Origin of the sequence: Paraliobacillus sp. X-1268 (assembly GCF_003426095.1) — a bacterium.
Taxonomy (GTDB): domain Bacteria; phylum Bacillota; class Bacilli; order Bacillales; family Amphibacillaceae; genus Paraliobacillus_A; species Paraliobacillus_A zengyii.
Genome location: NZ_QJSK01000001.1, coordinates 125,453 through 151,295, shown reverse-complemented (window position 1 = coordinate 151,295; position 25,843 = coordinate 125,453). Strand labels below are relative to the sequence as shown.

Below are 25,843 nucleotides of genomic sequence, written 5' to 3'. Positions count from 1 at the left end.
GATAAGAGTTAAGACTGAAGTGACGTAAGTGGTGTCTCCTGTTCAAGCATCTCAACCACGTCATTTTTTTCGTTCATAATGGCAACTTTAGGTTTATAAGTTGAAAACTCTTCATCAGATACTAGCGCATATGAAACGATTATCACTATATCGTTTTTTTGAACAAGTCTTGCGGCAGCACCATTTAGACAAATAACTTTACTTCCTCTTTCTCCTGGAATCACATATGTTTCTAATCTAGCTCCATTATTATTATTAACGATCTGCACCTTTTCGTGCGGTAAAATATCGACTTTATCTAGTATATCCTGATCAATTGTAATACTACCAACATAATCTAAATTTGCTTCGGTAACACGAGCTCGATGGATCTTCCCTTTCATCATCGTGCGATACATACGCTTTCCTCCTAGCCTAATACGTTTGAACTTGTGCCATCAGGCATTAAGATAATATTATCAATAAGCCTAGCTTGACTAAATTGTACAGCAACTGCAATGATCACTTGCTGATCTACTCTAGTTAAAGGCTTTAACGATGGAAATCGTAATATTTCAACATAATCTATATTACCAGTTGTGTGCGTATTGATATATTTTTTTACTTCATTCACTATAATAGCAGGATTTTTTTCACCGTCAAATATTTTTTGTTGCGCTACTTGTAAACTCATAAATAATGAAGGAGCTTCAGTGCGTTCTTGTTCTGTTAGATAGACGTTTCTACTGCTTTTAGCTAAACCATCTACTTCTCTTATTGTCTCTAACATGTGCAATTGTATTGGAAAATTGTAATCTTTAATAAGTTGATCAACAACCGCAACTTGTTGCGCATCCTTGATTCCAAAATATACATGATCTGGTGAGGTTGTATGGAATAATTTCGTTAATACAGTGACAACACCATCAAAATGACCTGGTCGTGATTTAGCGCATAAGACATCAACACGATCAACCACTTGAATTGCTATACCTAAATCTGTTGGGTACATTTCTTCTACTGTAGGCATATAAAGAGCATCCACGCCATTCTTTTTCGCAATTTCTATATCATGTTGTTCGTTTCGTGGATACTTTTCGAAATCTTCATTAGGACCAAACTGTAAGGGATTGACAAAGATACTTGCAACCAAAATATCATTTTCTTGACGGGCTTTCTTAAGTAAAGATTCATGTCCTTCATGCAAATAGCCCATTGTCGGAACAAATCCAATCTTCTTCCCAAGTCTCTTGTTTTTCAATGTATACTCCTGCATGGAGCTAACTGTTTTTATAATCTGCATGCTTATTCCTCCGGTAGTATTGTATCTGCATTAATCGTGTAGCTATGTTTTTCTTCCGGAAAGCTCGCAGTTTTAACTTCTTCGACATATGTTGATAATGCTTTAAAAATAGGTTCCGTAACATTTTCATATGTTTTTACGAATTTCGGAAGATGATTGTCACCGTATTGGATCAAATCATGATAGACAAGCACTTGACCATCACATGAACTACCTGCTCCAATACCAATTGTCGGAATTTCTAGTTGATTCGTTATTATTTTAGTGACTTCTTTTGGTACACATTCTAATACTAAAGCAATTGCACCGCTTGCTTGTAATGCCTTGGCATCTGCAATGATTTTTTCAGCACTAGCCTGGTCTTTACCCTGAACACGATATCCGCCAAGGACATTGACTGTTTGTGGAGTCAAGCCTATATGAGCAACGACTGGAATTCCAGCATTTGTTAAATGTGTGACTAAAGTTAGAATCTCAGGTGATGCACCCTCAATTTTTAAACTTTGTGCATTTGTTTCTTGAAAAATACGTTTTGCATTTTTTAATCCATCTTCTAATGAAATATGATACGACATAAAAGGCATGTCTACTACAACATATGTATCATTTGCAGCTCTTGTTACTGCTTTTGCATGGTGAATCATGTCATCTACTGTTACTTGGATGGTTGAATTATAACCTAGTACAACCATCCCTAAGGAATCACCGACTAAAATCATATCAACATTTGCCTGTTGTGCTAGTTTCGCTGCAGGATAGTCATATGCAGTTACCATTGCAATCTTCTCATTTTCATGTTTCATTGTCTGAAATGTTCTACTAGTTTTCAACGTTGACGCTCCTTTACCACTTTATTTCTGCTGAATACAAGACTTCAATTTGATTTTGCTCGTTTTCTATCCGTAATGCACCATCAGCACTAATCCCTCTAATAATTCCTTGCTTTTCAACATTTCCTGCTTTATAAACTATTTCTTTATTTATTTTATAACCAAAGGATTCCCATTTACTTTTTGTTTCTGAAAACCCCATTAACAGATAGCGATCATACGCTTCTTCAAAGCGTTGTAATAGTGCTTGAATCAATTCTTGTTTTTTAAGTGTCTTTTCAACTTCTATTTTTAAAGAAGTGGCAAATTGACTTATCTCCTCTTCAAAACTATCTGCGGTTTGATTTACATTCAGACCAATTCCTATTACAATGTGATTGATATTATCTTGTTCTGCTTGCATTTCAGTTAAAATTCCTGCTACTTTCTTACCATGAATAAGTATATCATTTGGCCATTTAATTGTAGGTGTAATACCTACCTCTTCTTCAATCAGTTCAGCTAATACTGTTGCTGCTACTAAAGTGAATTGTGGCGCCTGTAATGGCGGAACATCAGGACGTAAGATAATACTCAACCACGCACCTAAATCATTGTTAGAGAACCATGACCGATTCATACGTCCTCTTCCGCTTTCTTGTCGATCCGCTATTACCACGGTTCCATGGGCATATCCATCTTGAGCTAATTTATTTGCTTTCGTTTGAGTGGAGGGCATTTTCTCTTGGTAGACCATACTTTTCCCTAACCACTTTGTCTTCAATCCCCATTGGAGTGTGTTTTTACTCATTTTCAAAGGGAATGCAACAATCCGATAGCCTTTATTTGGAATGGCTTCTATTTGGTAACCTTCTTCTTCTAAACGTTTCATCTGCTTCCATACTGCTGTGCGTGATATGTCAAGTCTTTCAGAAATAGCTTGTCCAGAAATAAATGCAGTACCACTTAATGCTAATAACTCCATTAATTGTTCTTGGGTGGATGACATGTAATAACCCACTCCTTAATTTCTATCTTTTTATTTAATAACTCACCATCAACAATCGCCTTTTCAATTTCATTAAGATAAGTTGCAATCCAATCACCTTTTTCTCGATTCGGATACAACGCAATTAGCTCTGTACCAGATAATTCGACTTCCTTACGAGATTGAATAGGTAAGCTATCTACAACTGCTAACAAATCTGTTTTTTTTATTTCAACTTGATAAAGGATTCGGCTTAAACGTATAAACGCTTCATATAATGTTTCAGGTAATTGATATAAAAGCCAGTTATGTATACCATCTTGTTTATATAAATGTAAAATTCGCACTAACTTATCAGCCATTAAAAAAGTTCGATTTGATTGTTTCCATTCTCGGACCATATCTTTAATCGATACATGTGATGCTTCCATTTTTAAAAATGCAAATACTTCATGTAGCGATAAAAGTGGGGTCTGTATAGTTTCCATACTTTGCACTAAGATTGGATCGTGCTTAAATACAGGCAATTTATCCCACATTTGTACAGTTGACCAAAGTACCATAGCATCTGAAACTGCTTGGCCTGCAAGGGTTTTCTCAAATTCAACTGCTAAACGTTCTACTGCAATCTCTTCTATCCATGCTACTTTTTCTTTAATTGCAACTAATGTCTCTACTTCTAGAGTGAAATTTAATTGACTGACAAACCGTAATGCACGCATCATTCGCAGTGGGTCTTCATGAAATCGATCACGAGCATTTCCTACTGTTGAAATAATCTGTTTCCTTATGTCCAATTGACCTTTAAACGGATCATATAAGTCTCCACTTTTATCCATTGCTATCGCATTAATAGTAAAATCTCTACGACTAAGATCTTCACCGATTTGATTAACGAATTGCACTTGATCTGGATGTCTAAAATCCGAATAATTGCCTTCTGTTCGAAATGTAGTAACTTCAAAAGATTGTTTCTTTAGACGTACAATGACAGTCCCATGCTCAATTCCAACTGGGATAACTTTCGGGAAAATGGCTTGAACTTCTGTCGGAGTTGCAGATGTTGCAATATCAATATCTTTAACCGGGTTCTTTAATAGATAATCGCGAACTGCACCACCAACAAAAAATGCCTGATGCCCTTTTGCTTCTAATTTTTCTAATACAATTACAGCTTGTGAAAATAAGGCATCAAGCATTATTTTCACCCTCTAAAAGTCGATCATAGATTTGTTCATATTCATCAACTATTTTATCAGCCGAGAATTCTTGCTTTACGTGAGCTATTGCCGCTTGAGAAAATGCTTTCCATTCATCTTTATTTGTTAATAAATGAAGTGCCTTGGAAACGATCGCTTCGTTATCTCCTAATTCCACAATATAGCCATTTATTCCATCCTCAATTACTTCAGGAATACCACCAATATTTGTACCAATACAAGGGACACCACACGCCATTGCTTCTATTAAAACAAGGCCAAAACTTTCTTTTTCAGATAACAATAACTTTAGATCAGCTAACGATAATATTGAAGCGATATTATTTTGCTTACCTAAAAATAGAACGCGGTCTTGTAATTGCAACGATTCCACTAGTTGGAACATTTCAGCGTACTCTGGTCCATCGCCAATCAGTATTAATTTAGAAGGGATTTTCTCATTTATGTCACGAAAAGCATAGATAACATCTTGTATTCTTTTCACTTTACGAAAATTAGAAATATGTAATAGTACTTTTTCATCAGACTTGATACCATAATGATTACGAAGATCACTCGTATCTTGATAATAATATTCACTTTCATCGACAAAATTATAGACAACATTAATTTTCTTGTTAACTGCTAACATATCTTGTGTTTGCTTAACTAGACTGTTTGAGACAGCCGTAACAGCATCTGAATTCTCAATTCCGTGCGTGATCATTCGTTTTAAACTTCGATCAATACCAAGTACAGTAATATCTGTTCCATGCAATGTCGTAACAATCTTTATATCACGTCTAGCCATTTGTTTAGCCAGTAAGGCACAAATAGCATGAGGCATCGCATAATGAACATGTAAGATGTCTAATTCTTCTGTATCAATTACTTCAGCCATTTTATTTGCAAGAGCTAGATCATACGGTGGGTATTGAAAAACTGGATAATGGTTTACCTCTACCTCATGAAAGTATATATTCTTATGAACGCTATTTAATCGAAATGGTATGCTTGATGTTATAAAATGAACTTCATGTCCTTTTTTTGCTAAAAATTTCCCTAATTCAGTAGCAACGATGCCAGAACCACCTACAGATGGGTAACATGTTATTCCAATTTTTTTAATATTCATCATTAATTATCCTTTTTATTTAGATTTCTCCAATCAAAAAAACCAGCTTCTAAAGCACGTATGACAATCTCTGCTCCCGCTAAATTAGTAACTAAAGGAATTTGATGCACATCACATAAACGCATTAATGCACTAATATCAGGTTCATGGGGCTGTGCAGTTAATGGATCTCTGAAAAAAATTATTAAATCCATTTCATCTGTTGCTATCTTCGCGCCAATTTGCTGATCGCCACCTAGTGGTCCAGACAGAAAGCGTGTGATAGAAAGACCAGTTCCTTCACTGATTTTAGTTCCTGTTGTTCCTGTAGCAAAAAGCTCGTGTTTTTCTAATATATGTTTATAAGACATAGAGAATTGAATAATTGCTTCTTTCTTTTTATCATGCGCTACCAATGCAATTTTCATTTAACAAACACTCCTCGTTTAATTTCTAACTCTACTCCAATAGATTTTCTAAACCATATACAAGTACATCTAGCTTCATTACATGATCAATTGAAAACTTAATTCCAGACATAAATGATTCCCGATGAAATGAATCATGTTTAATAGTTAAATTCTCACCAGGTCCACCGAATATGACTTCTTGATGAGCAACTAGTCCCGGTAATCTTACACTATGAATGTGCATACCATCAATATTAGCACCTCTTGCACCAGCTATTGTTTCTTTTTCATTTGGATGTCCCTGTTGTTTCGCTTCCCGTTCTTGCTTTATTAATTCAGCTGTCTTCACCGCTGTGCCGGAAGGGGCATCAAGTTTTTTATCATGATGTTTTTCAATGATTTCAACGTCAGGAAAATACTTAGCTGCCCACTTCGAGAATTCCATCATTAATACTGCCCCAATCGCAAAGTTTGGTGCAATTACTACGCCTATTCCCTTCTCTTCTGCTAAATCAGTTAATTCCTCTAATTGTTCAGATGTAAAACCCGTTGTTCCCACAACTGGACGTACACCATATGAAATAGCCGTTTTTGTATGTAAAAAACCTACTTCTGGTGTAGTAAGATCTACTAATACATCTGCTTGTGACTCACTAAAACATTGATCAATATCCGTATAGATTAGTGCATTAAAGCTTGGTAAATCTTCAACATCTTTAACTTTTTTTTGGTCATTTTTCGTATCTAAACAAGCCACTAATTCTAAATCATCATGTTTTTCAATCATACGAAGCGCTTCACTACCCATTCGTCCACGAGGTCCTGCCACTACTACTTTAACTTTACTCATCTTGATCACGCTCCAAATCTATTTTTGTCCATCTGTCTTTGTCTCTTGTTTCAATTTTTGTCATCGCTTTATCAAAAGCTTGACTAATGTCAATATCTAACGAATTAGCAAATGAAAGTACAACAAACATCAAATCACCTAATTCATCTTCAATTGTATTTGAATCTTCTGTATCCTTTTTAGTTTTTTCTCCATGCACATGATTAACTTCTCTTGCTAACTCCCCAATTTCTTCTGTAAAGCGAGCTAACATACTTAAGGGACTAAAATATCCTTCTTTAAATTGCGCTATGTATGTATCGACACGTTTTTGCATTTCCACTGTATTATGTTTATCTTCAATTGACATAAAGGAAACTCCTTCTTTTTCTTATAAGTATAACATTTCCTATTCAAATTCTCTTCTAATGTTAGCGAAAACAACTCAGTTTGACAAATTTTTTAATCTATTTAGGACAAAATAATTTTTAAATTGATTCGTTAGTTGAGAATACGCTTCTGTTTGACTATAATAGATAAGGTGCTTTTAACAGGAGGTCGAATAGTTTGTCATTATTTGGTTTAAAATTGAAAAATATTTTCTTTATTTTAATTGGTTCAGCTATTTTTTCGTTTGGTATAGTTCACTTTAATATGCAAAACAATCTGGGGGAAGGTGGATTTACAGGGATTACGTTACTTTTCTATTTCTTATGGAATTGGGACCCAGCTATTTTAAACATCATTCTAAATATACCGGCATTTATTATAGGTTGGCGTTTCTTGGGTCGAAATACGTTTCTATATTCGATTATTGGAACTTTAGCAGTATCTGTGTTCTTATATATTTTTCAGATTAGTCCTTATCAACTTCATTTAGAATCCGACATGACACTTGTCGCATTATTTGCAGGTGTGTTTATTGGTGTTGGTCTTGGAATTATCTTTCGCTATGGTGGGACTACAGGTGGGGTCGATATTATTGCTCGGATCGTTCATAAATATGTTGGCTGGAGCATGGGGAAGACGATGTTCATTTTTGACGCAGCCGTAATAGCAACATCTCTTGTTCTCTATTTAGAATTGGTTGAAGGTATGTATACACTAGTCGCCGTTTATCTTGCTTCACGTGTGATTGATTTTATACAAGAAGGTGCTTATTCTGCAAGAGGTACAACGATTATCTCCAATTATAGTCATCAAATTTCAGAGAAAATCCTAATAGAGATGGACAGAGGCGTAACGGTCTTGCAAGGAAAAGGCCGATTCTCTGGAGAAAATAAAGAAATATTATATTGTGTCGTTGGTAGAAATGAAATTGTACGCTTAAAATCAATCATTCATCAGATTGATCCGCATGCCTTTGTAGCTGTTTCTGCGGTACATGATGTTTTAGGAGAAGGTTTTACGTTGGATGAGAATAAAAAGCCCTATCCAGATTAAAAAAACAAGCTGGCGTCTAAAGACACCAGCTTGTTTTTTATCTAATTACTCGTCACCTAGCACAAACATCAGTACAAAACGAATTAATTCCGCTACAGCAACCATTGCTGCGGCTACATATGTTAGTGCAGCTGCATTTAATACTTTTTTAGTTTGTCTTTCCTCATTATTTCGAATGACACCAGATGAAACTAGCTGGGTCATCGCTCGACTAGATGCATTAAACTCAACTGGTAACGTTACTAATTGGAATAAAACAGCAAAAGCCATAAAAATAACACCAATCAAGATTAAATTTGTTGCTTGCAAGATTACACCTGCAATGATAAGAATAAACGACGTCTTATCCCCAAAACTAGCAATAGGAAATAAAGAATGTCTAAAACGTAAGAATGCATATGCTTCAGCATCCTGAATAGCATGTCCAACCTCATGTGCTGCAATTGCAGCTGCTGCCATAGAATGGCCATGAAAATTATCACTTGATAAGCGAACAACTTTTTTACGTGGATCATAATGATCCGATAAAGTTCCTCTTGTTTCTTCTATCGTTACATTATACAAACCGTTATCATCTAATATTTTTCTAGCAACTTGAGCACCTGTCATATAAGATGACGTTGCAATTTTGGCATATTTTTTATACGTACTTTTCACTTTCGATTGCGCCCAGATTGGAATAATCATTAATAACGCAATATAAATTAGGTAAGAACCCAAGCCCATTTCCATTCCTCCATAAATTTTCTTCAACTACTTACGATTAATTTTAGTCAATAATGGTCAAATAGTCAACTGTTATGTTGTTTCTGTTTTTTCTTTTTCTGACCTTTGTATTTTCTCCAAGCAACATACGTTAGCGTTAAAATAATGACGCCACCTACGATTAGAATTATCCAATAAAAAGATAAATAAGCACTTTGTTGAGCGGGAATCGTAATGTCCATTAATTCAGCCTGTCTAAATACTACTTGAAAGGGTTCCATATTCGTTTCGCTACGCACATCATACAATCGATTGTAGGAAGAAACGAGTTCGTAATAATCTTCTTCTTCTAACATGATCGATAAGGTTGGTTGAATTATTTCCCATTGTGAAATAATCTCTTTTCTTTTACTGTCAGATGCCAGTCCTTCTGCAAGCACAGATTCGACGGTTTGGTGCAATGACTCCTTCGTCTTTACCCAAATTGGTTGTTGGTTATGCTCAAGTGCATCTAATGCAATAACAAGCGACATAGCAGTATGTAGTTTTTCCACCCGACCTATTGATGTATCATTTACTATTTCAAGATTTTCATGAATTAACTCTCCGATGACAGCTTGTGATTTTTCATGATCTGTATTCGCAGCAAGGCGAATTACTTCCTGATTTTCTTTTAACCAATTATTTGCCATTTGATATCTTTCTTCTGTTATATACCGTTCATATTGATATGCAATAGAAGAAGCCTCTATTTCATCTGCATCTAATTCGGAGAATAACTGATATAAAACAATACATAAAAGTATTGTCAAGCTAGTAATAATGGCTTTTTTTTGAAATTTCCAGTGTTTCACTCGAGATCCCCTTCTCTCATTCATTCTTCCTTACTTAATACTTAATGTATGAGAAGAAGGACGAGCTTAGACCAGATGAATTAGGATAAATCTATTTGATTTCTGCTTCGAATCGTTAAATAATATGCCAACGCTACCGAAAATACACTTAACCAGAAGGTGAAATAACCAATCTCATTCATATACAGATCTAAACTACTATATCTGGGCATCATATTATAAACATAATCAATAAAATCATTATGAAATGTCCAAACTGCAGCCACAACTAAATGGCGAATCTTTATTTTATAATGAGGCGCATATAAAAGTCCTTGTATAGCCATTGCGCCATGGGAAGCTATTAACATATACCCTGCCCAAGAGAGAGAACCATTCACTAGTAACATAAAAAGATTCATCACAACTGCCCAAACACCATACTTAAACAAAGTGACTATTGCTAATGCTTCAATATATGGAATGTTTTTACCAAAAATAAAAAACGTTAAAAATATGGTGAAAAATAAACTGGCGGTTGGACTATCCGGCACAAAAATCAAAAACTTAGCAGGTGTGTTCGCTAGTTGGCCTTCATACCACATATAACCGTAAATCGTTCCAAAAAAGTTAATCATCCATAAAAGAATCAAGAATGTTCTGTCCTTTAATATCAATCTTAAGTAATTCATTATTTATTCCTCTCCACTCAAATAAGAAACCCCAACCAATAAGGAAGGAGTTTCCTGATTATACACTATTTACTGATTAAAATTAAACATAGCATGTACGTGCCTACATATCAAGCGTAAAAGCTATTTCTTATTTGGGTCTATTAACCCATTTAATTGATCAATATACATTGTAAAAGCAATCTGATCTCGTTTATCTAGCGCTTCATCAATTTTGTCTTCTAATCGTTTCTTTTGTGATTGATAAATTGTATATTCTAGAACCTCTTTAGCTATTTCCTTTTCCCTTTTCGTAATAAAAAAGTCTTCAGATAAATATGGATTATCCTCTAAAACCGCTACATAATTAGCATTTTGATGGGCATTTTCAAAACTTAATTGTACATAAATGGGGTCACTTCGATTCAACCTTATATCATGAAAAGATTTCTCAGCATCGGTTGTAACAATATGATTTTTATAAAAACGAAAAGGTACATCATTCGAGCAATGCGTAGATATAACAATCCCTCTTGGGCAATAGCGTGCTTCTCTAATAAAGTGAACATGCGCTAATAAAGCATCATGGTTTGTTAAATAGTTCAATATCCAGACGCTTTCTCTTTTTTTTAATTGGTAATTTTGCAAAAACCAACGAATAAATAGTTTTTTATCTTGTACAGAAACAGATGTATCCAAATTATATCCCTCCTAAACCGACTATAGGAAAGTAAAACACCAGATGTAAGAAAAGTATTATAATCGTCATTATGTGCTAGTTCAATACAACATAGCTATATTAATAATCTTCAGCTTGGTCTTTTAACCTTGCAATATATTCTTCTAATTCTGTATCACTTGGTTCCAAACCTAAGTAACGTTCTAATATCGTAATCGCTTCGTTTCTCCTCCCCTCTTCTACTAGAAAGTAACCATATTCTTTAAGGAAATCCTCATCATCCTTAAAAGTATTATATGCATCTTGATAAAATTTTAGTGCTTCAGAGAAGGATTCTTCTTCTTTATATGCTTTCGCAAGTTCCCATTTATAATAACCTTCTTCTTCCCCTTGTTCAATAATATGCGTTAACAGGTCTATTATTGCGTCTTGATCTTGATCGTGTTTATAACTTTCAACTAAAAACAGAACAGCCTCTTTAAATCCTGGATCAATACTAACCGCTTCTCTTGCTAGCTGATAACCTGCCGCATGATCACCCATTTTCCGTGCTAATGAACCTGCTACAAGATATAAGTCCTTGTTTAATTCATCCATATCTAAGCCTTTTTTTGCCGTTTCATAGGCCTCTTGAATAAGCCCTTCCGCTTCGTATACTTCTGCTAAATATAGATAGACAGATTGATATTCAGGATCTAATTCTATTACTTGTTCCCATGCCTGTTTAGCAATATCATACCGATCTGCGCGATAGCCAATAAAACCATAGCGGAATAGCACATCCACATCATCTGTTTCGACGAGTTGAAAATATTCTATCGCTTTCTCAAATTCACCAGTTGCTGCATAGCATTCAGCAAGTCTTACGGGAATTTCCACCTCTGCCATTACTTGTTGCATGGCATAGACTTTCTCATAATAGGGAATCGCTTTTAGATATTCACCATTTGAAAAAGAAAGCTCACCTAATGCAAAATCAAGTAACGTTTCAGCAGGATCAAGTTGCTTTGCCTCTAGTAACTTTTGTTCAGCAACTTCAAATAGACCTTGGGTTTGGTAAAGATCAGCTAATTGCAATAAAACAGCTAAGTATTCTTCATCTTGTGGATTGAATTTGTTTAGCAATTCAATTGCTTCTTGATCCTCTTGTAAGTCAATATGTATGTCAGCTAACATTAACTTTAAATCCGTTTCATCTGGATATTGTTGTACAATACCTAGCAAAATCATCTTCGCTTCTTCTAGCATGCCCCATTGTTTATATAATTCTGCAATGGTATATTTTTCATCCTCATTCGCTTGTGGTAAGAATTCTTCTAGAACCTTAATTGCCTCTTCTGTTTTATATTGTTCCATTAATTTAATAGCTCGATGTATTTCTTCCATATTCACGTCCAACCTCTCTGTCATAAAATATAACTATCGATAGCTCCATAATAACTAAAAAGTGTTTTAACAGCAATTAATTAGTAGTCGCCACTGTTATTTATTTAATAGTAGTTAACTTAAATTTCTCAAATCAAATTAGAATTTGACTTCACACTTGAGAGAAACTGCGACGTAGATTCTCTACCTAACTCGTCACATTAGTAAAAAATTTTGATATGACAAGTCATATCAATCTTAAGTGGTTTCTTATTCGCTACGTCAGCAAATGGATGCCCTTTCCGTGGGCACAGGAGTGTCATCCATTTACTTCCTTCGCTAGAAAGAACTTAAAGTCCGAAAAAGTCTGTAATTGTTGATATTGTAACTTCATCAATAAACATATTACCGACCAGCGATGAAAATCTACTACGACTCCTGCAGGAACAGCGCGATCTGAAGATCCACTTGGAAGTGTCTTTCTTCCAAGTTAGCTGAAGACGTGCCTGCGGAAAGCGTAGTGGATTTTCAGAGCGAAGTAATCTGTTGAGTTAAGTCGTAGTTGATGATGATTCCGATGTAAGGAACGTTACGTTGGAGTCTAGGCTTAATCTGTTATTGACAACTTTTTTTAGAATGCAGAGCTGTTTAAAGAATATCAAGTAATAGAACAGCTATAATTCAAACGAATGACAACCAATGATAAGCGCTTATTTTCAAGTTAGAAAGTTAATTCATTTAATATAAAGCATTCTATTTGTTTTTATCCAACTATCAATGAATTCCTTTAACATAGCCAAACAAAAAAACACCCCCATTTTTAAATTTATTGTTACATACGCAGAGGGTGTCTGATTAATTATAAAGTAATTATTTTTTTATACTTTTATCCAAGTGTTCAAAAAATGTTGGATAAGATATGTTTATACAGTCTGGGTTATTTAATGTTACCTGATCAGTAGTGATTAATGATGCGATTGCAATCATCATTCCAATACGATGATCTCCTAATGAGTCTACTGAACCACCAGTTAATTTTGATTGTCCTTCTATTATCATACCATCATTTGTTGCTGTAACCGACGCACCTAGTGCTTGTAATGTATTTACAACTGAAGCAATTCGATCTGTTTCTTTATATCGCAATTCTTCTGCGTCGCGAATAATCGTAGTTCCTTTTGCTTGGGTCGCAAGTAATGCTACAATTGGAATTTCATCAATCATTCTAGGAATTAAATCTCCACCAATTTCAATTCCTTTCACATCTGACGAACGAACAGTTATCGATCCAATCGTCTCTCCACCTATATGACGTTCTTCTACTACATCAATATCAACACCCATTAACTGAAGTACATTTATAATACCTGTTCGAGTATGATTTAAACCAACGTCTCGTATGGTTAATTCACTATTAGGTACAATTGCTGCAGCAACAAGGAAGAATGCAGCTGAAGAAATATCGCCTGGTACTTGAATCGTTGTACCCGTTAATTTCTGTTCTCCGTCTACTATTATTTTCTCATTCTCTACCGTAATATCTCCACCAAATGCTTGCAACATATTCTCAGTGTGGTTTCTTGTTGTGGTTTTTTCTATAACTTCCGTGGAACCCTCTGCTAATAAACCAGCTAATAAGATGGCAGATTTAACTTGCGCACTTTTAACTGGTGATTCAAAGGAAATCGAATGGAGATTCCCACCACGCATTGCTAAAGGAAGGTACTTACCATTTTCTCTTCCATCAATATGGGCACCCATTTCTCTTAACGGAACTGTTACACGATCCATTGGTCTTACTGATAAAGAATCGTCTCCATATAACGTGACATGAAAAGGTAATCCCGCTAATACCCCTATTAGTAAGCGAGCTGTTGTCCCAGAATTCCCTAAATTAATTGGTGTTAGCGGCTCTCGTAATCCTTCTACACCAGAACCCTCTATTGTAACTTCCTGAGCTTCTTTCTTGATGACTACTCCCATTGCTTGAAAAGCATGAATGGAACGCATACAATCTTCGCCATCCAAAAAATTAGTAATAGATGTTTTACCATAACTAAGTGAGCCAAATATAATGGCACGATGTGAAATTGATTTATCACCTGGAACGTATATATCACCACTTAAACCAGATGTGATTGGAGATAACTTTTTACTATCCATATGATTACGACCTCCTATTCTTGAAGCATTGTTTCATAGCCCTTTTTGACTAATAATCGATGACTTTCAATTTGATCTTCTTGGGTAATAAAACTTAACCGAAGTACACCAGTAATACCTTCTCTAATTTCAAGAATTTCAATGTTTTTAATACTGATTTCATGTTCTGCTAATAAGGATACAACTTTTAACAACGCACCTGTTTGATCAAATATATCAATATATAAATCATAAAAAGATGGAATAGCTCCTTTTTTCTTTGTTTCTAGACCGTCTCGGTATTCTCTAGCTTCTTCCAAGTATTGGTACATTGCATCTTTCTCATTCGTATCCAACAAGTTTTTCAGTTGATCCATTTCTTTGATCCAGTCTTCTAAAAGATTGGCGATCACTTTTTTATTTTGAAAAAAGATATCTTGCCACATTGCTGGATTACTAGAAGCAATTCGGGTGATATCACGAAATCCACCAGCTGCTAATGTAGGAATATTAACGTGTTTTTTTTGCCATTTTTTTGCTTGATGGACAAGTGAAGAAGCAATTAAATGTGGGAAATGTGAGATCACACTTGTCATTTCATCATGTTCAGTCGGTTCTAACACCAAAAAACTACTTCTTGTACCTTCTAGCAGCATTTTTAAAGCGTTTATATGTTTCTTTGGACATGATTTCTCTGGTGTTAAAATATAGATGGCATTTTCAAAAAGATGTCCTTTTGCAGCTTGTATACCCTTTTTATGTGAGCCCGCCATTGGATGTCCGCCGATAAAAGTGATCAGATTTGATTCAATTCCTTTAGCTGCTTCGACAACAGGGGATTTCACGGAAGAAACATCTGAAATAAGCAAAGGTTTTTTAATCTCTATTTCATTTAATTGCTCAATTAATTCGACCGTCTTTGAAACCGGTGCTGCTAAAATACAGTAGTCCGCTAGTTTTAATGCTTCAGAAAAAACAGTATAAGCTTCATCTATTATTCCATTCATTAAAGAATAGTCCAATGTGTTGGAATTAACATCGTAACCAATAACATAATGGTCCGTATTATCTTTAATATTAACAGCGAGAGAACCGCCAATTAATCCCAATCCCGCAACTAAAACGGTTTGCTTCACGATTCCATACCTTTTAATATAGGAGTCAAAAATGCGCGAATATGTTCTTGTATTTGTTCCATGTCTTCTTTCTTTCCAATAGTTATCCGCACACCATTAGGATGTCCTAATGCTTCTCCAGAACGAATGATATATCCTTTACTCAATAAGTGTTCAAATAACATATCACCGCTAGTAGGTAATTTAACAAAAACAAAATTGGTTTCGGAATCATAATATTCTAAATTCAGTTCATCTAAGAAATCCAAAAATGCTTGTTTATTCTTCTCTGTTTCTGTTAATGAATAAGAAAGAAAGTCAATATCTTCTAAAGCAACAACTGCAGCTCCTTGTGCAACACTCGTTGTATTGAAAGGACCTCTTGTTATATTTAATAGAGTAGTAACTTTTTCATTCGCTACCCCGTATCCTATACGAAGACCTGCAAGTCCATATGCTTTTGAAAAGGTACGTAAAACAATTAAATTTGGATATTTATCTAATGCTTTAATCGCATCTGGAGCATTTTCAGCGGTAACATACTCATAATAAGCTTCATCAACAACAACTAGAACATCACTAGGACATTCATCCATAAATATCGTTAAAGACTCCTCGTTAATTAAACAGCCTGTTGGATTATTTGGTGTACATAACCAGACTATTTTTGTTTTATTATCAACTGCATCTAACATGCCTTGTAGATCATGATAGCCATTAAGTAGTGGTATTTCTTTAACAGTAGCGCCTTGAATAAGTGCGTTATGTTTATATTGAGGAAACGTTGGATTAGCAATAATTGTATTAGAACCCTCTTCAAGAAAAGTTCGGCAGATAATATCAACAACTTCATCAGATCCACAACCAAATACAAGTTGGTCTTTATCCACTTGTAATTTTGCTGCTAACACTTTTCTAAGTTCTGTCGTATAGCCATCAGGATAAATTTCAAAATTAGTAGCTAAAGATGGAATTGCATTTTTTACTTTATCTGAATAACCGAATGGATTCTCATTTGATGCCAGTTTCACTATGTTCTTTAGACCATATTCTTTCATTACTTCTTCCGTCTGCTTTCCCGGTTTATAAGGTGTCATTTCTTCAAATACTTTTTTTCCATTCATTTTAATTCGCTCCTAACGTTAATTCAATAGGTCTGGTCTAAGTTTTGTCGCATTGTGATGATAGACATGTCTGATTTCTTTTTGTGTTTGTTCTGTGTCAACTGTCATCATAATTCGAATACACTTTTCTAAACTTCCTGGGACATCTATTTCTTGCATGCACATCACGGGGACATACATCCACCCATCAAGTTCTCTAATTGGTTTTGCAGGAAAGGTTGCATTTAAGTCGGACGTTACGGATACTAATACATTTGAAACGCTCTCTGGCTGAATCTGATTCGCTTTAATCATTTCGCTTACTAATTCATTTGTATTTCTTAATATTTCTTGCGCTTCGTTATGTACAACAGTTGTCGCACCTCGAACACCACGTATCAATAGCCCACCAACTCTCGTAAAAATTTCTCTAGTAATATCGCTAAGTTATGGTCATCAATCAATTCAATTGCTGGTTCACCAACTGATTTAAGTAATACCATCTGAACGTTATGATTTCTAGCCTTTTTGTCTTTTTTCATACGATCTATTAACTTATTTATTTGTAACCGCGGTAGATCGAATGGATACTGATTTGTTCTAAGCCATGTCAATAATTCATGATAAGGTAACTTATTGTTATTATCATAAAAATATTCACTAACACGAATAGCAAATAGCATTCCAATTCCAACTGCTTCTCCATGTGTAATTTCCCCATAACCTAACTCAGCTTCTAGAGCGTGACCTAACGTATGTCCGAAATTTAAATACTGACGGATGTTACTCTCTCTTTCATCTTGTTCCACAATTGATGCTTTTACTGCAATCCCTTTTAACAAGTGATCCATTAATACTTCTTCAGACAAAGCATCTTTTACATTAACAGAACTGATTTTATCCCAAAACGGTTTAGGACTAATTAAGCTATGTTTAGCTATTTCTGCATAACCAGAACGAATTTCTGTTTGTGTGAGTGTATGTAATGTTTCTACATCATAAATGACTGCTTGTGGCGGGTGAAAGTTACCGATTAAGTTCTTCCCTTCTGGGTGGTTAATCGCTACCTTACCACCTACACTACTATCATGTGCCAGAATAGTTGTTGGCATTTGAATATAATCTATCCCTCGCATAAAGGTAGAAGAAACAAAGCCAGCTAAATCACCAACCATACCTCCACCCAATGCGATTATTAATCCATGTCGATCTAGTCCATATTGTAACGCTTGTGTAATGACATCGAAATATACACGAACACTTTTAGAACTTTCACCTGCAGGTACAATTGTATAATTAACTTCTTGATGTTTTTGTAAGGACGTTAGAACGTCTTGTAAGTATAACGATTCTACATTGCTATCTGAAATAATAAATATACCGCTATACGACTTTGATATGAATTTGTCCGTGTCAAAGCGTAATTTGGTTCCAATAGTAACATTATACTTATTTGTACTCGTCTTTACTGTTATGGTTTCCATTAAAAGCACCTTAATTCTTCACGATATTGTTTCACCGCTTCTTGTAATTTAGGAAACTGATCATGTGGAAATTGTTCTAGTATAGCTTTTGCAACTTCGAATGCTACAACGTGTTCCATTACAACGGCAGCAGCCGGAACTGCACATGAGTCAGATCTTTCTATACTTGCATTAAAAACTTCTTTTGTTTCAATATCAACACTTTGTAATGGTTTATAAAGTGTTGGTATAGGTTTCATAACACCTTTTACAACGATTGGCATGCCAGTAGACATTCCACCTTCAAATCCACCTAAACGATTGGTCTTTCTATAATACCCTTGTTCTTTATCCCAAGCGATTTCATCGTGAACTTGACTACCATTTTTTCTAGCAGCTTCAAAACCAATTCCAAATTCCACACCTTTAAAGGCGTTAATACTTTGAACTGCTCCGGCAATTTTAGCGTCTAATTTGCGATCATAGTGCACATAAGAACCAACACCAGCTGGCATGCCTTCTATGTATACTTCACAAACTCCACCAATTGAGTCACCGTCTTTTTTAGCTTTATCAATAGCATCCATCATTTCCTGTCCTGCATTTTCATCAAGACAACGTACAGGAGATGCTTCTGAAACTTCCATTTTTTCTTTGATTGACAAGGTTTCGATTTCTTTTGCCTTAATGCCAGCAATTTCTTTTACATATCCAACTATTTCGATTCCTAGATGAGTAAGCATTGTTTTAGCTACAGCACCTGCAGCAACTCTAGCTGCAGTTTCTCTAGCAGAAGAACGTTCTAATATATTACGCATATCACGATGGCCATATTTTAAAGCACCATTTAAATCGGCATGTCCAGGGCGTGGACGTGTAACTTTTCTTCTAATATCCTGATCACTTTCGATTGGATCTTCTCCCATAATATCTTCCCAATGTGCAAAATCATCATTGCTGATAACCATCGCGATTGGCGAACCCAACGTATAGCCATGTCGAACGCCACCTGCAATGTCAACTAAATCCTTTTCAATTTGCATCCGTTTACCTCGTCCATGTCCTTTTTGACGACGTAATAAAGAATGATTAATATTTTCTGATGTCAATGGCATTAAAGCTGGTAAGCCTTCTACTATTGTTGTTAGTTGTTTACCATGTGACTCGCCTGCTGTTAAGTAACGCATTAAAATCCCCCCGTGTGATTACAATTTTGTATTACTATACCATACCTTGAACCATCTGTGTGGTTGCAATTAATAGATTATTCATTTTTTTCGAAAAGTTTAGAATCGTCCAATACAAATCATTTATATTTTACCATAAATGTGATTTACTGGACGATTGATATACGATTAATTTAATTTGTCTAAGCTAATTCTTTTGATAAAAAAAGGTATCCAAAACTTCAAAACCAAATTTTTCAGGAGTGAAAATTTGTTCGGTACTCCCGACAAAAAACACACCTTTTTCAACTAAAGCATTATTGAATTTATTATAAATAGTTGTTTTAGCCTCTTCTGTAAAATAAATAAGTACATTACGACAAACAATTAAATCAAAATTAGATTGGTACGGATCCGATAAAAGATTATGTTTTTTAAAAGTGATAGATTTCTTTATCTTATCATCAATAACATAAAGTGCTCCCTCTTGTTTAAAAAACTGGCTCTTTAATTTAGGTGGTACTTCATTTAATGCACGTTCAGTATATATACCTTTTCTAGCACGTTCTAAAATTTTATCATCAATATCAGTTGCTAAAATACTAACATTAGCCAAGTCAACGTATTGACTTAACATCATCGCAAGCGTATATGGTTCATCACCAGTCGAACAGGCAGCACTCCAAATTTTTAATTTTTTATTTTTTTTAAGTAAATCCGGCAAAATCTTATTTTCTAATACATTCCATCTTGTTGAATTCCGATAAAACTCTGACACATTAATAGTCATTTTATCTAGAAATTCTTCCATTAATTCTTTATCTGAAACTAACGCTTTATAATATGAATTAAAATCAGAGAACCCTTTTTTATCACGTAACGAAGTCAATCTTCTTTTCATTTGAACTTCTTTATACAATGATAAATCAATTCCTGTTTTTTTCTTTATTGAATCGCTAAACGTTTGATAGTCAGTCATCTTAATATCCCCTAACATAGATAATAATAAGCTAAGCCTCACCCATTAAAAGGGAATGAAACGTTCTTACTAAATATATAATTAAAAAACCTTTACAAGTCTGGAAAAAATAAATTGATTTCTCGCCTTGCATTTTGCAAAGAATCCGAACTGTGTATCACGTTTCTTCTTTTATCTGTTCCATAATCAGCTCTTATCGTTCCCGCCTCTGCTTGAGCAGGGTCGGTTGCACCTATCATCATTCTCGATTGCTCTACTATATCTTCTCCTGCCCAAACCATTGCAAATACAGGTCCAGAGGTTATATATTCTTTTAGTCCAGGATAATATTCTTTATTTCGATGTTCTTGATAATGTTGGTTTGCAACTTCACTCGTCATTGTTAACATTCTAGCAGTAATCATCCGATAACCTTTTTTCTCAAATCTAGAAATGAGTTCACCAATTATAGCTCTTTTTACACCATCAGGTTTTATCATAATAAAGGTATTATCCATGAGTATCCTCTTTTCCTAATGTAATTATGTTTTTCGATTTCCTATGTAAGTAGCGATGTCTTTTAACGTTTCTTTTGCTTTTATATCAGGTAGGGCATCTAATGCATGGTAAGCTTTTTCTAAATAAAGATTGCTTAATCTAAAAGAAGCATCAATAGCATCTGAATTCTTAATTTGTTTTATAAGTGCTGGCATCTTCATATTGATATTCATCGGATCAGAAAATACTTCTTTTAACTGCTGATAAAAATAATGATCTCTCATCGCGTATAGGACAGGTAATGTTATATTACCTTGCATTAAATCACTACCCGCTGGTTTACCTAATTGTTGTGCCGAAGCCGTGAAATCTAAAATGTCATCTATAATTTGATAAGACATGCCAATATAATAACCATATCGATATAATAAAATCTCTTGCTCCTTAGGAACTTCTCCAGCAATTGCACCTAATTGACAACTAGCAGCTATTAAGGAAGCAGTTTTACGTTTTACTCTTCTCAGATAGTGCCGTACATTCTGATTTACATTAAATTTACTCTTTATTTGTTCCATTTCACCAATGGTTAATTCAACCATTGTTTTAGATAGAATTTGATGTGCTTTTGCGTTATTTATTATAGTCAGATATTCTAAGGAACGAGCAAAGATATAATCACCCGTATACATTGCAATTCGGTTGTCCCATTTAGCTTTAACAGTTGGTTTACCTCTCCTTAGTTCAGACTCATCAATTACATCGTCATGGACCAAAGAAGCCATGTGAATCATCTCAACTGATACAGCAACAGCTTTTATTTTTTCTAAATCGTATACTCCAAACTGGCCGGCTAGTAAAACAAACACTGGTCTTAGCCGTTTTCCTCCAGCATGTAAAAGTTGCGTAGAAGCTTCTCCTAAAACGGGATGATCCGCTTTAACCGTTTCTTCCAATGCCTTTTCAATTAATTGAAGATCTGGTTTTAAATACGCATAGGTCATTGCTAATTTCATTCTGTTCACCTTTATGATTTAATTTACAGATGGTTTGGTTTTTCACCTAGATGCATAGCTGCAACACCACCAGTATATCCTTTTACTTTCACAGACTTCAGTCCAACTTCTTCAAATAACTCTTTTAATTCTTTTTTACCTGGGAATGCTTTAGCTGATTCGTGTAACCATGCATATTCATCTTGACTTTTCGCTATAAGTTTACCAACTAATGGCATAATGAAACGAAAGTAAAAGTAATACAACTGACGAAATCCTAGAGCAGTTGGTTGTGATGTTTCTAGACAAACAACTTTTCCACCTGGTTTAACAACTCTTGTCATTTCCTCAAGTGTTTTTTTGTAATCAGGTACATTCCGCAACCCAAAACCGATTGTCACATAGTCAAATGAGTTTGACTCAAAAGGAAGTGCCATTGCATTCCCTTCAACAAACTCCAGTTGAGGATACGTTTTTTTATCTAATTTATTTCCTGCAACAGATAACATATTTTTACTAAAATCTAATCCAATTACTTTGCCACTTTTCCCTGTTGCATCAGCTAAAGCAAATGACCAGTCACCAGTTCCACAGCATACATCTAATGCTTGATTTCCAGCTTCTACTTGCATGGTTTTCATGACATTTTTCCGCCAAGATTTATGCCTGTTAAAAGATATAACTGAATTCATAAAATCATATCGTTTATATATTTTTTCAAATACGTGATGTACACGTTCTTCTTTTGATTGCTCGGCCACTGATTACCCTTCTTCCATCGCGATTTTGTTAGGCGTGTAGTTCTCTGCATATAGATTATGAACATCATTTTTCAACATTTGATAGTGTGTAGGCAGAAAATCCACAAGCTCTTTTGAGACGAGTAAATGTTTATAGATAAATGATTCAATTGTTTGGTCTACTTGATTATATGTGAGATTAAAATCTTGGCCATGGATCAAAAATTCTACTAATGGTGCTCTTTGATCTGTTATAAAAAGGTGCTTCTCTTTAATTAATTTTCGTGTAAATAACCAATTTTTCGCAAACTCGTTAATCGCTGACCTGTTAAAATGTTCGGCTACGCGTATAACCAAAATTGATTCTAGACTTTTTATATTTTCCATGAGATCTGAGATTGAACCATGCACTTCATAATAGATGATCATCTTTAACTCATTAATTTCTTTAATCGCTGATGCTAGTGTGCGAATCATCGGTATGTCGTCAAGCTTTGCGAGCATATAGTAATATAGCCCACTATAATAATCTCCAGCCAATACCGTTAATTGCCTGTTTCTTTTATATGTATCAGATTCTTCTATATTATTTTCAGTTACCAAGTCATGTGTATCTAATGCAATTTGCACTAACATTGTAGTGATAACATAATTCTTTTTCTTTATATCAGTATAATTTGTATTTTGTATTAATGTATACAATATCATGAGTTTATCATTATCGATCTCGGGTTTTTGTAGATGCTTTTGCAAATAAGAATCTTGTAAGATATCCTCTAATTCCTCTTGTATATGTTTGATGGACAAACCCGACATACTTTTCACCCAAACCCTTCTTTAAAACCCCTTAATTTCTAAACATAATTATAACATAAGATATATAATTCCGCTTTTTTTATGTATGTAGTAACAATTAATTATCATTTCTAACTTCTCCAACATTTGATTGAATAATTGCTTTACCTTTAATTTTAATTGCTGAAGTGTGCTCTGTAAATTGAACAACTAAAATTTCATCCTCATCTAATTTTTCAGCATGATGAAACCGTGTATCAGTACCTCTAGTCAAACCGATTACTTGAACACCATTTTCTAGTGCTTTAACAATGAAATATTCACCTTTATTTACATCCTGCATAAAAAGCACCTCCTAAATATGTAAGAAGAAAATTGTAAAAGAAAAAGGGTGCAATATGCACCCTTCACTCATGCCCGTATGTAAAAAATTATTTTACAATATCTTTAAGGGCTTTACCTGCTTTAAAAGCTGGTACTTTACTTGCTGCAATTTCAATCTCAGCACCTGTTTGAGGGTTACGTCCTTTACGTGCAGCACGTTCGCGCACTTCAAAGTTACCGAAACCGATCAATTGTACTTTTTCACCATCTTTAAGTGAATCCATGATAGATTCAAAAACTGCATCTACAGCTTTTGTAGCATCTTTCTTGGATAGTTCACTTTTTTCAGCGACTGAATTGATAAGATCTGTTTTGTTCATGATATTCACCTCCTCCCAAAATCATTTACGTTGAAGCATCGAACTAAAATGGCAATATTCCATTTGTTCACTAATTTCATCCAACTTATACTTCCAATCATCAATAAAATGATGACAAAGCTTATAATAAACGACTTTCTGCTTAAATTCAACAAAAAACAGCAATAATTATAATATTTTGTTCTTTATACCTAGTAATAAGCCCACTTTTTACTAGGATACATTATAAAATATAATTAAAGAGAAATCTTAATAAATGCTTATGTGATAGGTTTTTCAGTCATTTAAAAACCAAAAAACGACTTGGAATTCAAGCCGTTAAAGGATAATTGCTATTAAGCCACCAGAACCTTCATTAATAATTCGTTCTAATGTCTCTTTTAATTTATATCTAGCGTTTTCTGGCATCAATGATAACTTCGCTTGGATACCTTCACGTACGATGGAACTTAATGATCGACCAAATATATCAGATTGCCAAATCGATAATGGATCATCTTCAAAGTCTTGCATTAAGTATCGCACTAACTCTTCACTTTGTTTCTCTGTACCGATAATTGGTGCGAACTCGGATTCTACCTCTACTTTAATCATGTGAATAGACGGCGCTACTGCCTTTAACCTGACTCCAAACCTTGCACCTTGACGAATGATCTCCGGCTCGTCTAACACCATATCAGCTATCGATGGTGCAGCTACACCATAGCCTGTTTGTTTAACCATTTGTAAAGCATCGGAAATTTGATCATATTCTCGTTTTGCTTTCGCAAAATCCTGCATTAATTCAAGTAAGTGATCTTTACCTCTGATTTCTTCTCCCACTATTTCTTTTAAAACTTGATCATATAAGTGATCTGGAGCTTGCAAATCAATTTCAGCAATACCCTCACCCATTTGGATCCCAGCAATCTGTGCACGGTCAATGTAATCATAATCATCGAATTGACCAACAACGCGATCTACATCTCGCAAACGTTTAATATCTCTCACTGTTTCCTGAATTGCCAATTGATAGCTCTCTCGTAACCAATGATCATCATCTAAAACCATTACCCAACTAGGTAAGTTAACATTCACTTCTAAAACAGGAAATTCATACAATGCTTCTCTCAATACATTATATACATCATGTTCTTTCATACTTTCTACACTCATAGCTAATACAGGAATATCATATTCATCTGCAAGCTGTTGTCTGAGTAGCTCTGTATCTTGATGGTAAGGCTGAACAGAGTTTACCACCATGATAAAAGGTTTACCCACCTCTTTTAATTCATCAACCACACGTTGTTCTGCTTCGACGTAGTCAATACGTGGTATATCCCCTATCGATCCATCAGTTGTTACAACAACACCCATGGTAGAATGCTCTTGAATAACTTTCCTTGTTCCAATCTCTGCTGCTTCATGAAACGGAATTGGCTCTTCATACCACGGCGTATGAATCATCCTTGGACCATTTTCATCTTCGAAACCTTGTGCACCCTCAACTGCATAACCAACGCAGTCTACAAGCCTTACATTTACATCCAAACCATCATCAACATGGATGGACACCGCTTGATTTGGCACAAATTTCGGTTCAGTTGTCATAATCGTTTTACCCGCTGCACTTTGTGGTAGTTCATCTTGTGCACGTGCACGATCGCCTTCATCTGCAATATTAGGTAAGACAACCTGTTCCATGAATTTTTTAATGAATGTAGATTTCCCAGTACGTACTGCTCCTACAACACCTAAATAAATATCTCCATTCGTTCGTTTCGAGATATCTTTAAAAATATCAACTCTTTCCAAGTGATCCCCTCCCGATCTACTTCACCATAAACGATTACGAATC

29 protein-coding genes are annotated in these 25,843 nt (G+C 34.9%); 1 reads left to right on the top strand and 28 read right to left on the bottom strand.

All coding sequences use genetic code 11. The annotated features are described in order from the left end of the window. Positions 1–8: 8 nt before the first annotated feature. The 9 genes from panD to D2K62_RS00785 are packed head-to-tail and all read right to left on the bottom strand — an operon-like array spanning position 9 to position 7,001. Positions 9–398, bottom strand: coding sequence for an aspartate 1-decarboxylase (panD, locus tag D2K62_RS00825; protein WP_112181163.1), 390 nt, complete (start codon positions 396–398; stop codon positions 9–11). A gap of 11 nt (positions 399–409) precedes the next feature. Beyond that, positions 410–1,282, bottom strand: a complete 873-nt coding sequence (gene panC / locus D2K62_RS00820; RefSeq protein WP_117160739.1) for a pantoate--beta-alanine ligase — start codon at positions 1,280–1,282, stop codon at positions 410–412. A 2-nt stretch (positions 1,283–1,284) separates the two neighbouring features. Further along, on the bottom strand, positions 1,285–2,112 hold the full coding sequence (gene panB, locus D2K62_RS00815; RefSeq protein WP_255421345.1) for a 3-methyl-2-oxobutanoate hydroxymethyltransferase: 828 nt from the start codon (positions 2,110–2,112) through the stop codon (positions 1,285–1,287). Between the two features lie 13 nt (positions 2,113–2,125). Beyond that, a complete protein-coding gene (locus D2K62_RS00810) occupies positions 2,126–3,100 on the bottom strand; it encodes a biotin--[acetyl-CoA-carboxylase] ligase (protein ID WP_117160738.1) in 975 nt (324 codons plus the stop codon). Continuing rightward, entirely contained in the window at positions 3,076–4,278 is a 1,203-nt protein-coding gene (locus D2K62_RS00805; protein ID WP_117160737.1) for a CCA tRNA nucleotidyltransferase, read from the bottom strand. Before D2K62_RS00805 ends, D2K62_RS00810 begins: the two co-directional genes overlap by 25 nt. Beyond that, complete coding sequence (gene bshA / locus D2K62_RS00800; protein ID WP_112182722.1) at positions 4,271–5,407, bottom strand: N-acetyl-alpha-D-glucosaminyl L-malate synthase BshA; 1,137 nt, start codon at positions 5,405–5,407, stop codon at positions 4,271–4,273. The genes D2K62_RS00805 and bshA overlap by 8 nt, the downstream gene beginning before the upstream one ends. A gap of 8 nt (positions 5,408–5,415) precedes the next feature. Then, positions 5,416–5,820 carry a methylglyoxal synthase gene (gene mgsA / locus D2K62_RS00795; protein ID WP_112181167.1) on the bottom strand — a complete coding sequence of 135 codons (405 nt, stop codon included), beginning with the start codon at positions 5,818–5,820 and terminating at the stop codon, positions 5,416–5,418. Positions 5,821–5,851: 31 nt separating this feature from the next. Continuing rightward, on the bottom strand, positions 5,852–6,652 hold the full coding sequence (gene dapB / locus D2K62_RS00790) for a 4-hydroxy-tetrahydrodipicolinate reductase (RefSeq protein WP_112181168.1): 801 nt from the start codon (positions 6,650–6,652) through the stop codon (positions 5,852–5,854). Further along, positions 6,645–7,001, bottom strand: coding sequence for a nucleotide pyrophosphohydrolase (locus D2K62_RS00785; RefSeq protein WP_198663113.1), 357 nt, complete (start codon positions 6,999–7,001; stop codon positions 6,645–6,647). Before D2K62_RS00785 ends, dapB begins: the two co-directional genes overlap by 8 nt. 197 nt (positions 7,002–7,198) lie before the next feature. Here D2K62_RS00785 and D2K62_RS00780 point away from each other — a divergent pair, with 197 nt between their 5' ends. Continuing rightward, positions 7,199–8,074, top strand: coding sequence for a YitT family protein (locus D2K62_RS00780; RefSeq protein WP_112181169.1), 876 nt, complete (start codon positions 7,199–7,201; stop codon positions 8,072–8,074). A gap of 45 nt (positions 8,075–8,119) precedes the next feature. On the opposite strand, the gene D2K62_RS00775 is transcribed toward D2K62_RS00780, so the two are convergent. The 19 genes from D2K62_RS00775 to spoIVA form a co-directional block, all read right to left on the bottom strand. Then, complete coding sequence (locus tag D2K62_RS00775; RefSeq protein WP_117160736.1) at positions 8,120–8,800, bottom strand: zinc metallopeptidase; 681 nt, start codon at positions 8,798–8,800, stop codon at positions 8,120–8,122. Between the two features lie 65 nt (positions 8,801–8,865). Next, positions 8,866–9,633: a sporulation protein YpjB gene (locus D2K62_RS00770; RefSeq protein ID WP_157967828.1), complete on the bottom strand. Its 768-nt coding sequence runs from the start codon at positions 9,631–9,633 to the stop codon at positions 8,866–8,868. A gap of 80 nt (positions 9,634–9,713) precedes the next feature. Further along, positions 9,714–10,304, bottom strand: a complete 591-nt coding sequence (gene lhaT / locus D2K62_RS00765; RefSeq protein WP_117160734.1) for a lipoprotein heptaprenylglyceryl N-acetyltransferase LhaT — start codon at positions 10,302–10,304, stop codon at positions 9,714–9,716. 123 nt (positions 10,305–10,427) lie between these two features. Continuing rightward, positions 10,428–10,982, bottom strand: coding sequence for a ReoY family proteolytic degradation factor (locus D2K62_RS00760; RefSeq protein ID WP_112181172.1), 555 nt, complete (start codon positions 10,980–10,982; stop codon positions 10,428–10,430). A gap of 100 nt (positions 10,983–11,082) precedes the next feature. Further along, positions 11,083–12,348 (bottom strand): tetratricopeptide repeat protein, encoded by a 1,266-nt coding sequence (locus D2K62_RS00755; RefSeq protein ID WP_117160733.1) that lies wholly within the window; start codon positions 12,346–12,348, stop codon positions 11,083–11,085. A gap of 849 nt (positions 12,349–13,197) precedes the next feature. Further along, on the bottom strand, positions 13,198–14,490 hold the full coding sequence (gene aroA, locus D2K62_RS00750) for a 3-phosphoshikimate 1-carboxyvinyltransferase (RefSeq protein WP_117160732.1): 1,293 nt from the start codon (positions 14,488–14,490) through the stop codon (positions 13,198–13,200). A gap of 14 nt (positions 14,491–14,504) precedes the next feature. Further along, positions 14,505–15,605: a prephenate dehydrogenase gene (locus tag D2K62_RS00745; RefSeq protein WP_198663114.1), complete on the bottom strand. Its 1,101-nt coding sequence runs from the start codon at positions 15,603–15,605 to the stop codon at positions 14,505–14,507. Next, positions 15,602–16,708: a histidinol-phosphate transaminase gene (hisC, locus tag D2K62_RS00740; RefSeq protein ID WP_117160731.1), complete on the bottom strand. Its 1,107-nt coding sequence runs from the start codon at positions 16,706–16,708 to the stop codon at positions 15,602–15,604. Before hisC ends, D2K62_RS00745 begins: the two co-directional genes overlap by 4 nt. A gap of 18 nt (positions 16,709–16,726) precedes the next feature. Next, positions 16,727–17,089, bottom strand: coding sequence for a chorismate mutase (gene aroH, locus D2K62_RS00735; RefSeq protein ID WP_112181176.1), 363 nt, complete (start codon positions 17,087–17,089; stop codon positions 16,727–16,729). Beyond that, positions 17,086–18,171, bottom strand: coding sequence for a 3-dehydroquinate synthase (gene aroB / locus D2K62_RS00730; protein ID WP_112181177.1), 1,086 nt, complete (start codon positions 18,169–18,171; stop codon positions 17,086–17,088). The genes aroH and aroB overlap by 4 nt, the downstream gene beginning before the upstream one ends. Beyond that, positions 18,171–19,337 (bottom strand): chorismate synthase, encoded by a 1,167-nt coding sequence (gene aroC / locus D2K62_RS00725; protein WP_112181178.1) that lies wholly within the window; start codon positions 19,335–19,337, stop codon positions 18,171–18,173. Before aroC ends, aroB begins: the two co-directional genes overlap by 1 nt. Positions 19,338–19,524: 187 nt before the next feature. Beyond that, positions 19,525–20,295 carry a CheR family methyltransferase gene (locus tag D2K62_RS00720; RefSeq protein ID WP_112181179.1) on the bottom strand — a complete coding sequence of 257 codons (771 nt, stop codon included), beginning with the start codon at positions 20,293–20,295 and terminating at the stop codon, positions 19,525–19,527. Positions 20,296–20,387: 92 nt separating this feature from the next. Then, on the bottom strand, positions 20,388–20,792 hold the full coding sequence (ndk, locus tag D2K62_RS00715; RefSeq protein ID WP_112181180.1) for a nucleoside-diphosphate kinase: 405 nt from the start codon (positions 20,790–20,792) through the stop codon (positions 20,388–20,390). Between the two features lie 24 nt (positions 20,793–20,816). Further along, the gene (gene hepT, locus D2K62_RS00710; RefSeq protein ID WP_112181181.1) at positions 20,817–21,785 is read right to left on the bottom strand and encodes a heptaprenyl diphosphate synthase component II; all 969 of its coding nucleotides are present in this window, start codon (positions 21,783–21,785) and stop codon (positions 20,817–20,819) included. Between the two features lie 23 nt (positions 21,786–21,808). Continuing rightward, a complete protein-coding gene (locus tag D2K62_RS00705; protein ID WP_112181182.1) occupies positions 21,809–22,525 on the bottom strand; it encodes a demethylmenaquinone methyltransferase in 717 nt (238 codons plus the stop codon). A 3-nt stretch (positions 22,526–22,528) separates the two neighbouring features. Continuing rightward, positions 22,529–23,320: a heptaprenyl diphosphate synthase component 1 gene (locus tag D2K62_RS00700; protein ID WP_232827959.1), complete on the bottom strand. Its 792-nt coding sequence runs from the start codon at positions 23,318–23,320 to the stop codon at positions 22,529–22,531. Between the two features lie 97 nt (positions 23,321–23,417). Then, entirely contained in the window at positions 23,418–23,642 is a 225-nt protein-coding gene (mtrB, locus tag D2K62_RS00695; protein ID WP_112181184.1) for a trp RNA-binding attenuation protein MtrB, read from the bottom strand. 88 nt (positions 23,643–23,730) lie between these two features. After that, positions 23,731–24,003, bottom strand: a complete 273-nt coding sequence (locus tag D2K62_RS00690) for an HU family DNA-binding protein (protein ID WP_112181185.1) — start codon at positions 24,001–24,003, stop codon at positions 23,731–23,733. 318 nt (positions 24,004–24,321) lie between these two features. After that, complete coding sequence (gene spoIVA / locus D2K62_RS00685; RefSeq protein ID WP_117160729.1) at positions 24,322–25,800, bottom strand: stage IV sporulation protein A; 1,479 nt, start codon at positions 25,798–25,800, stop codon at positions 24,322–24,324. Positions 25,801–25,843 lie beyond the last annotated feature (43 nt).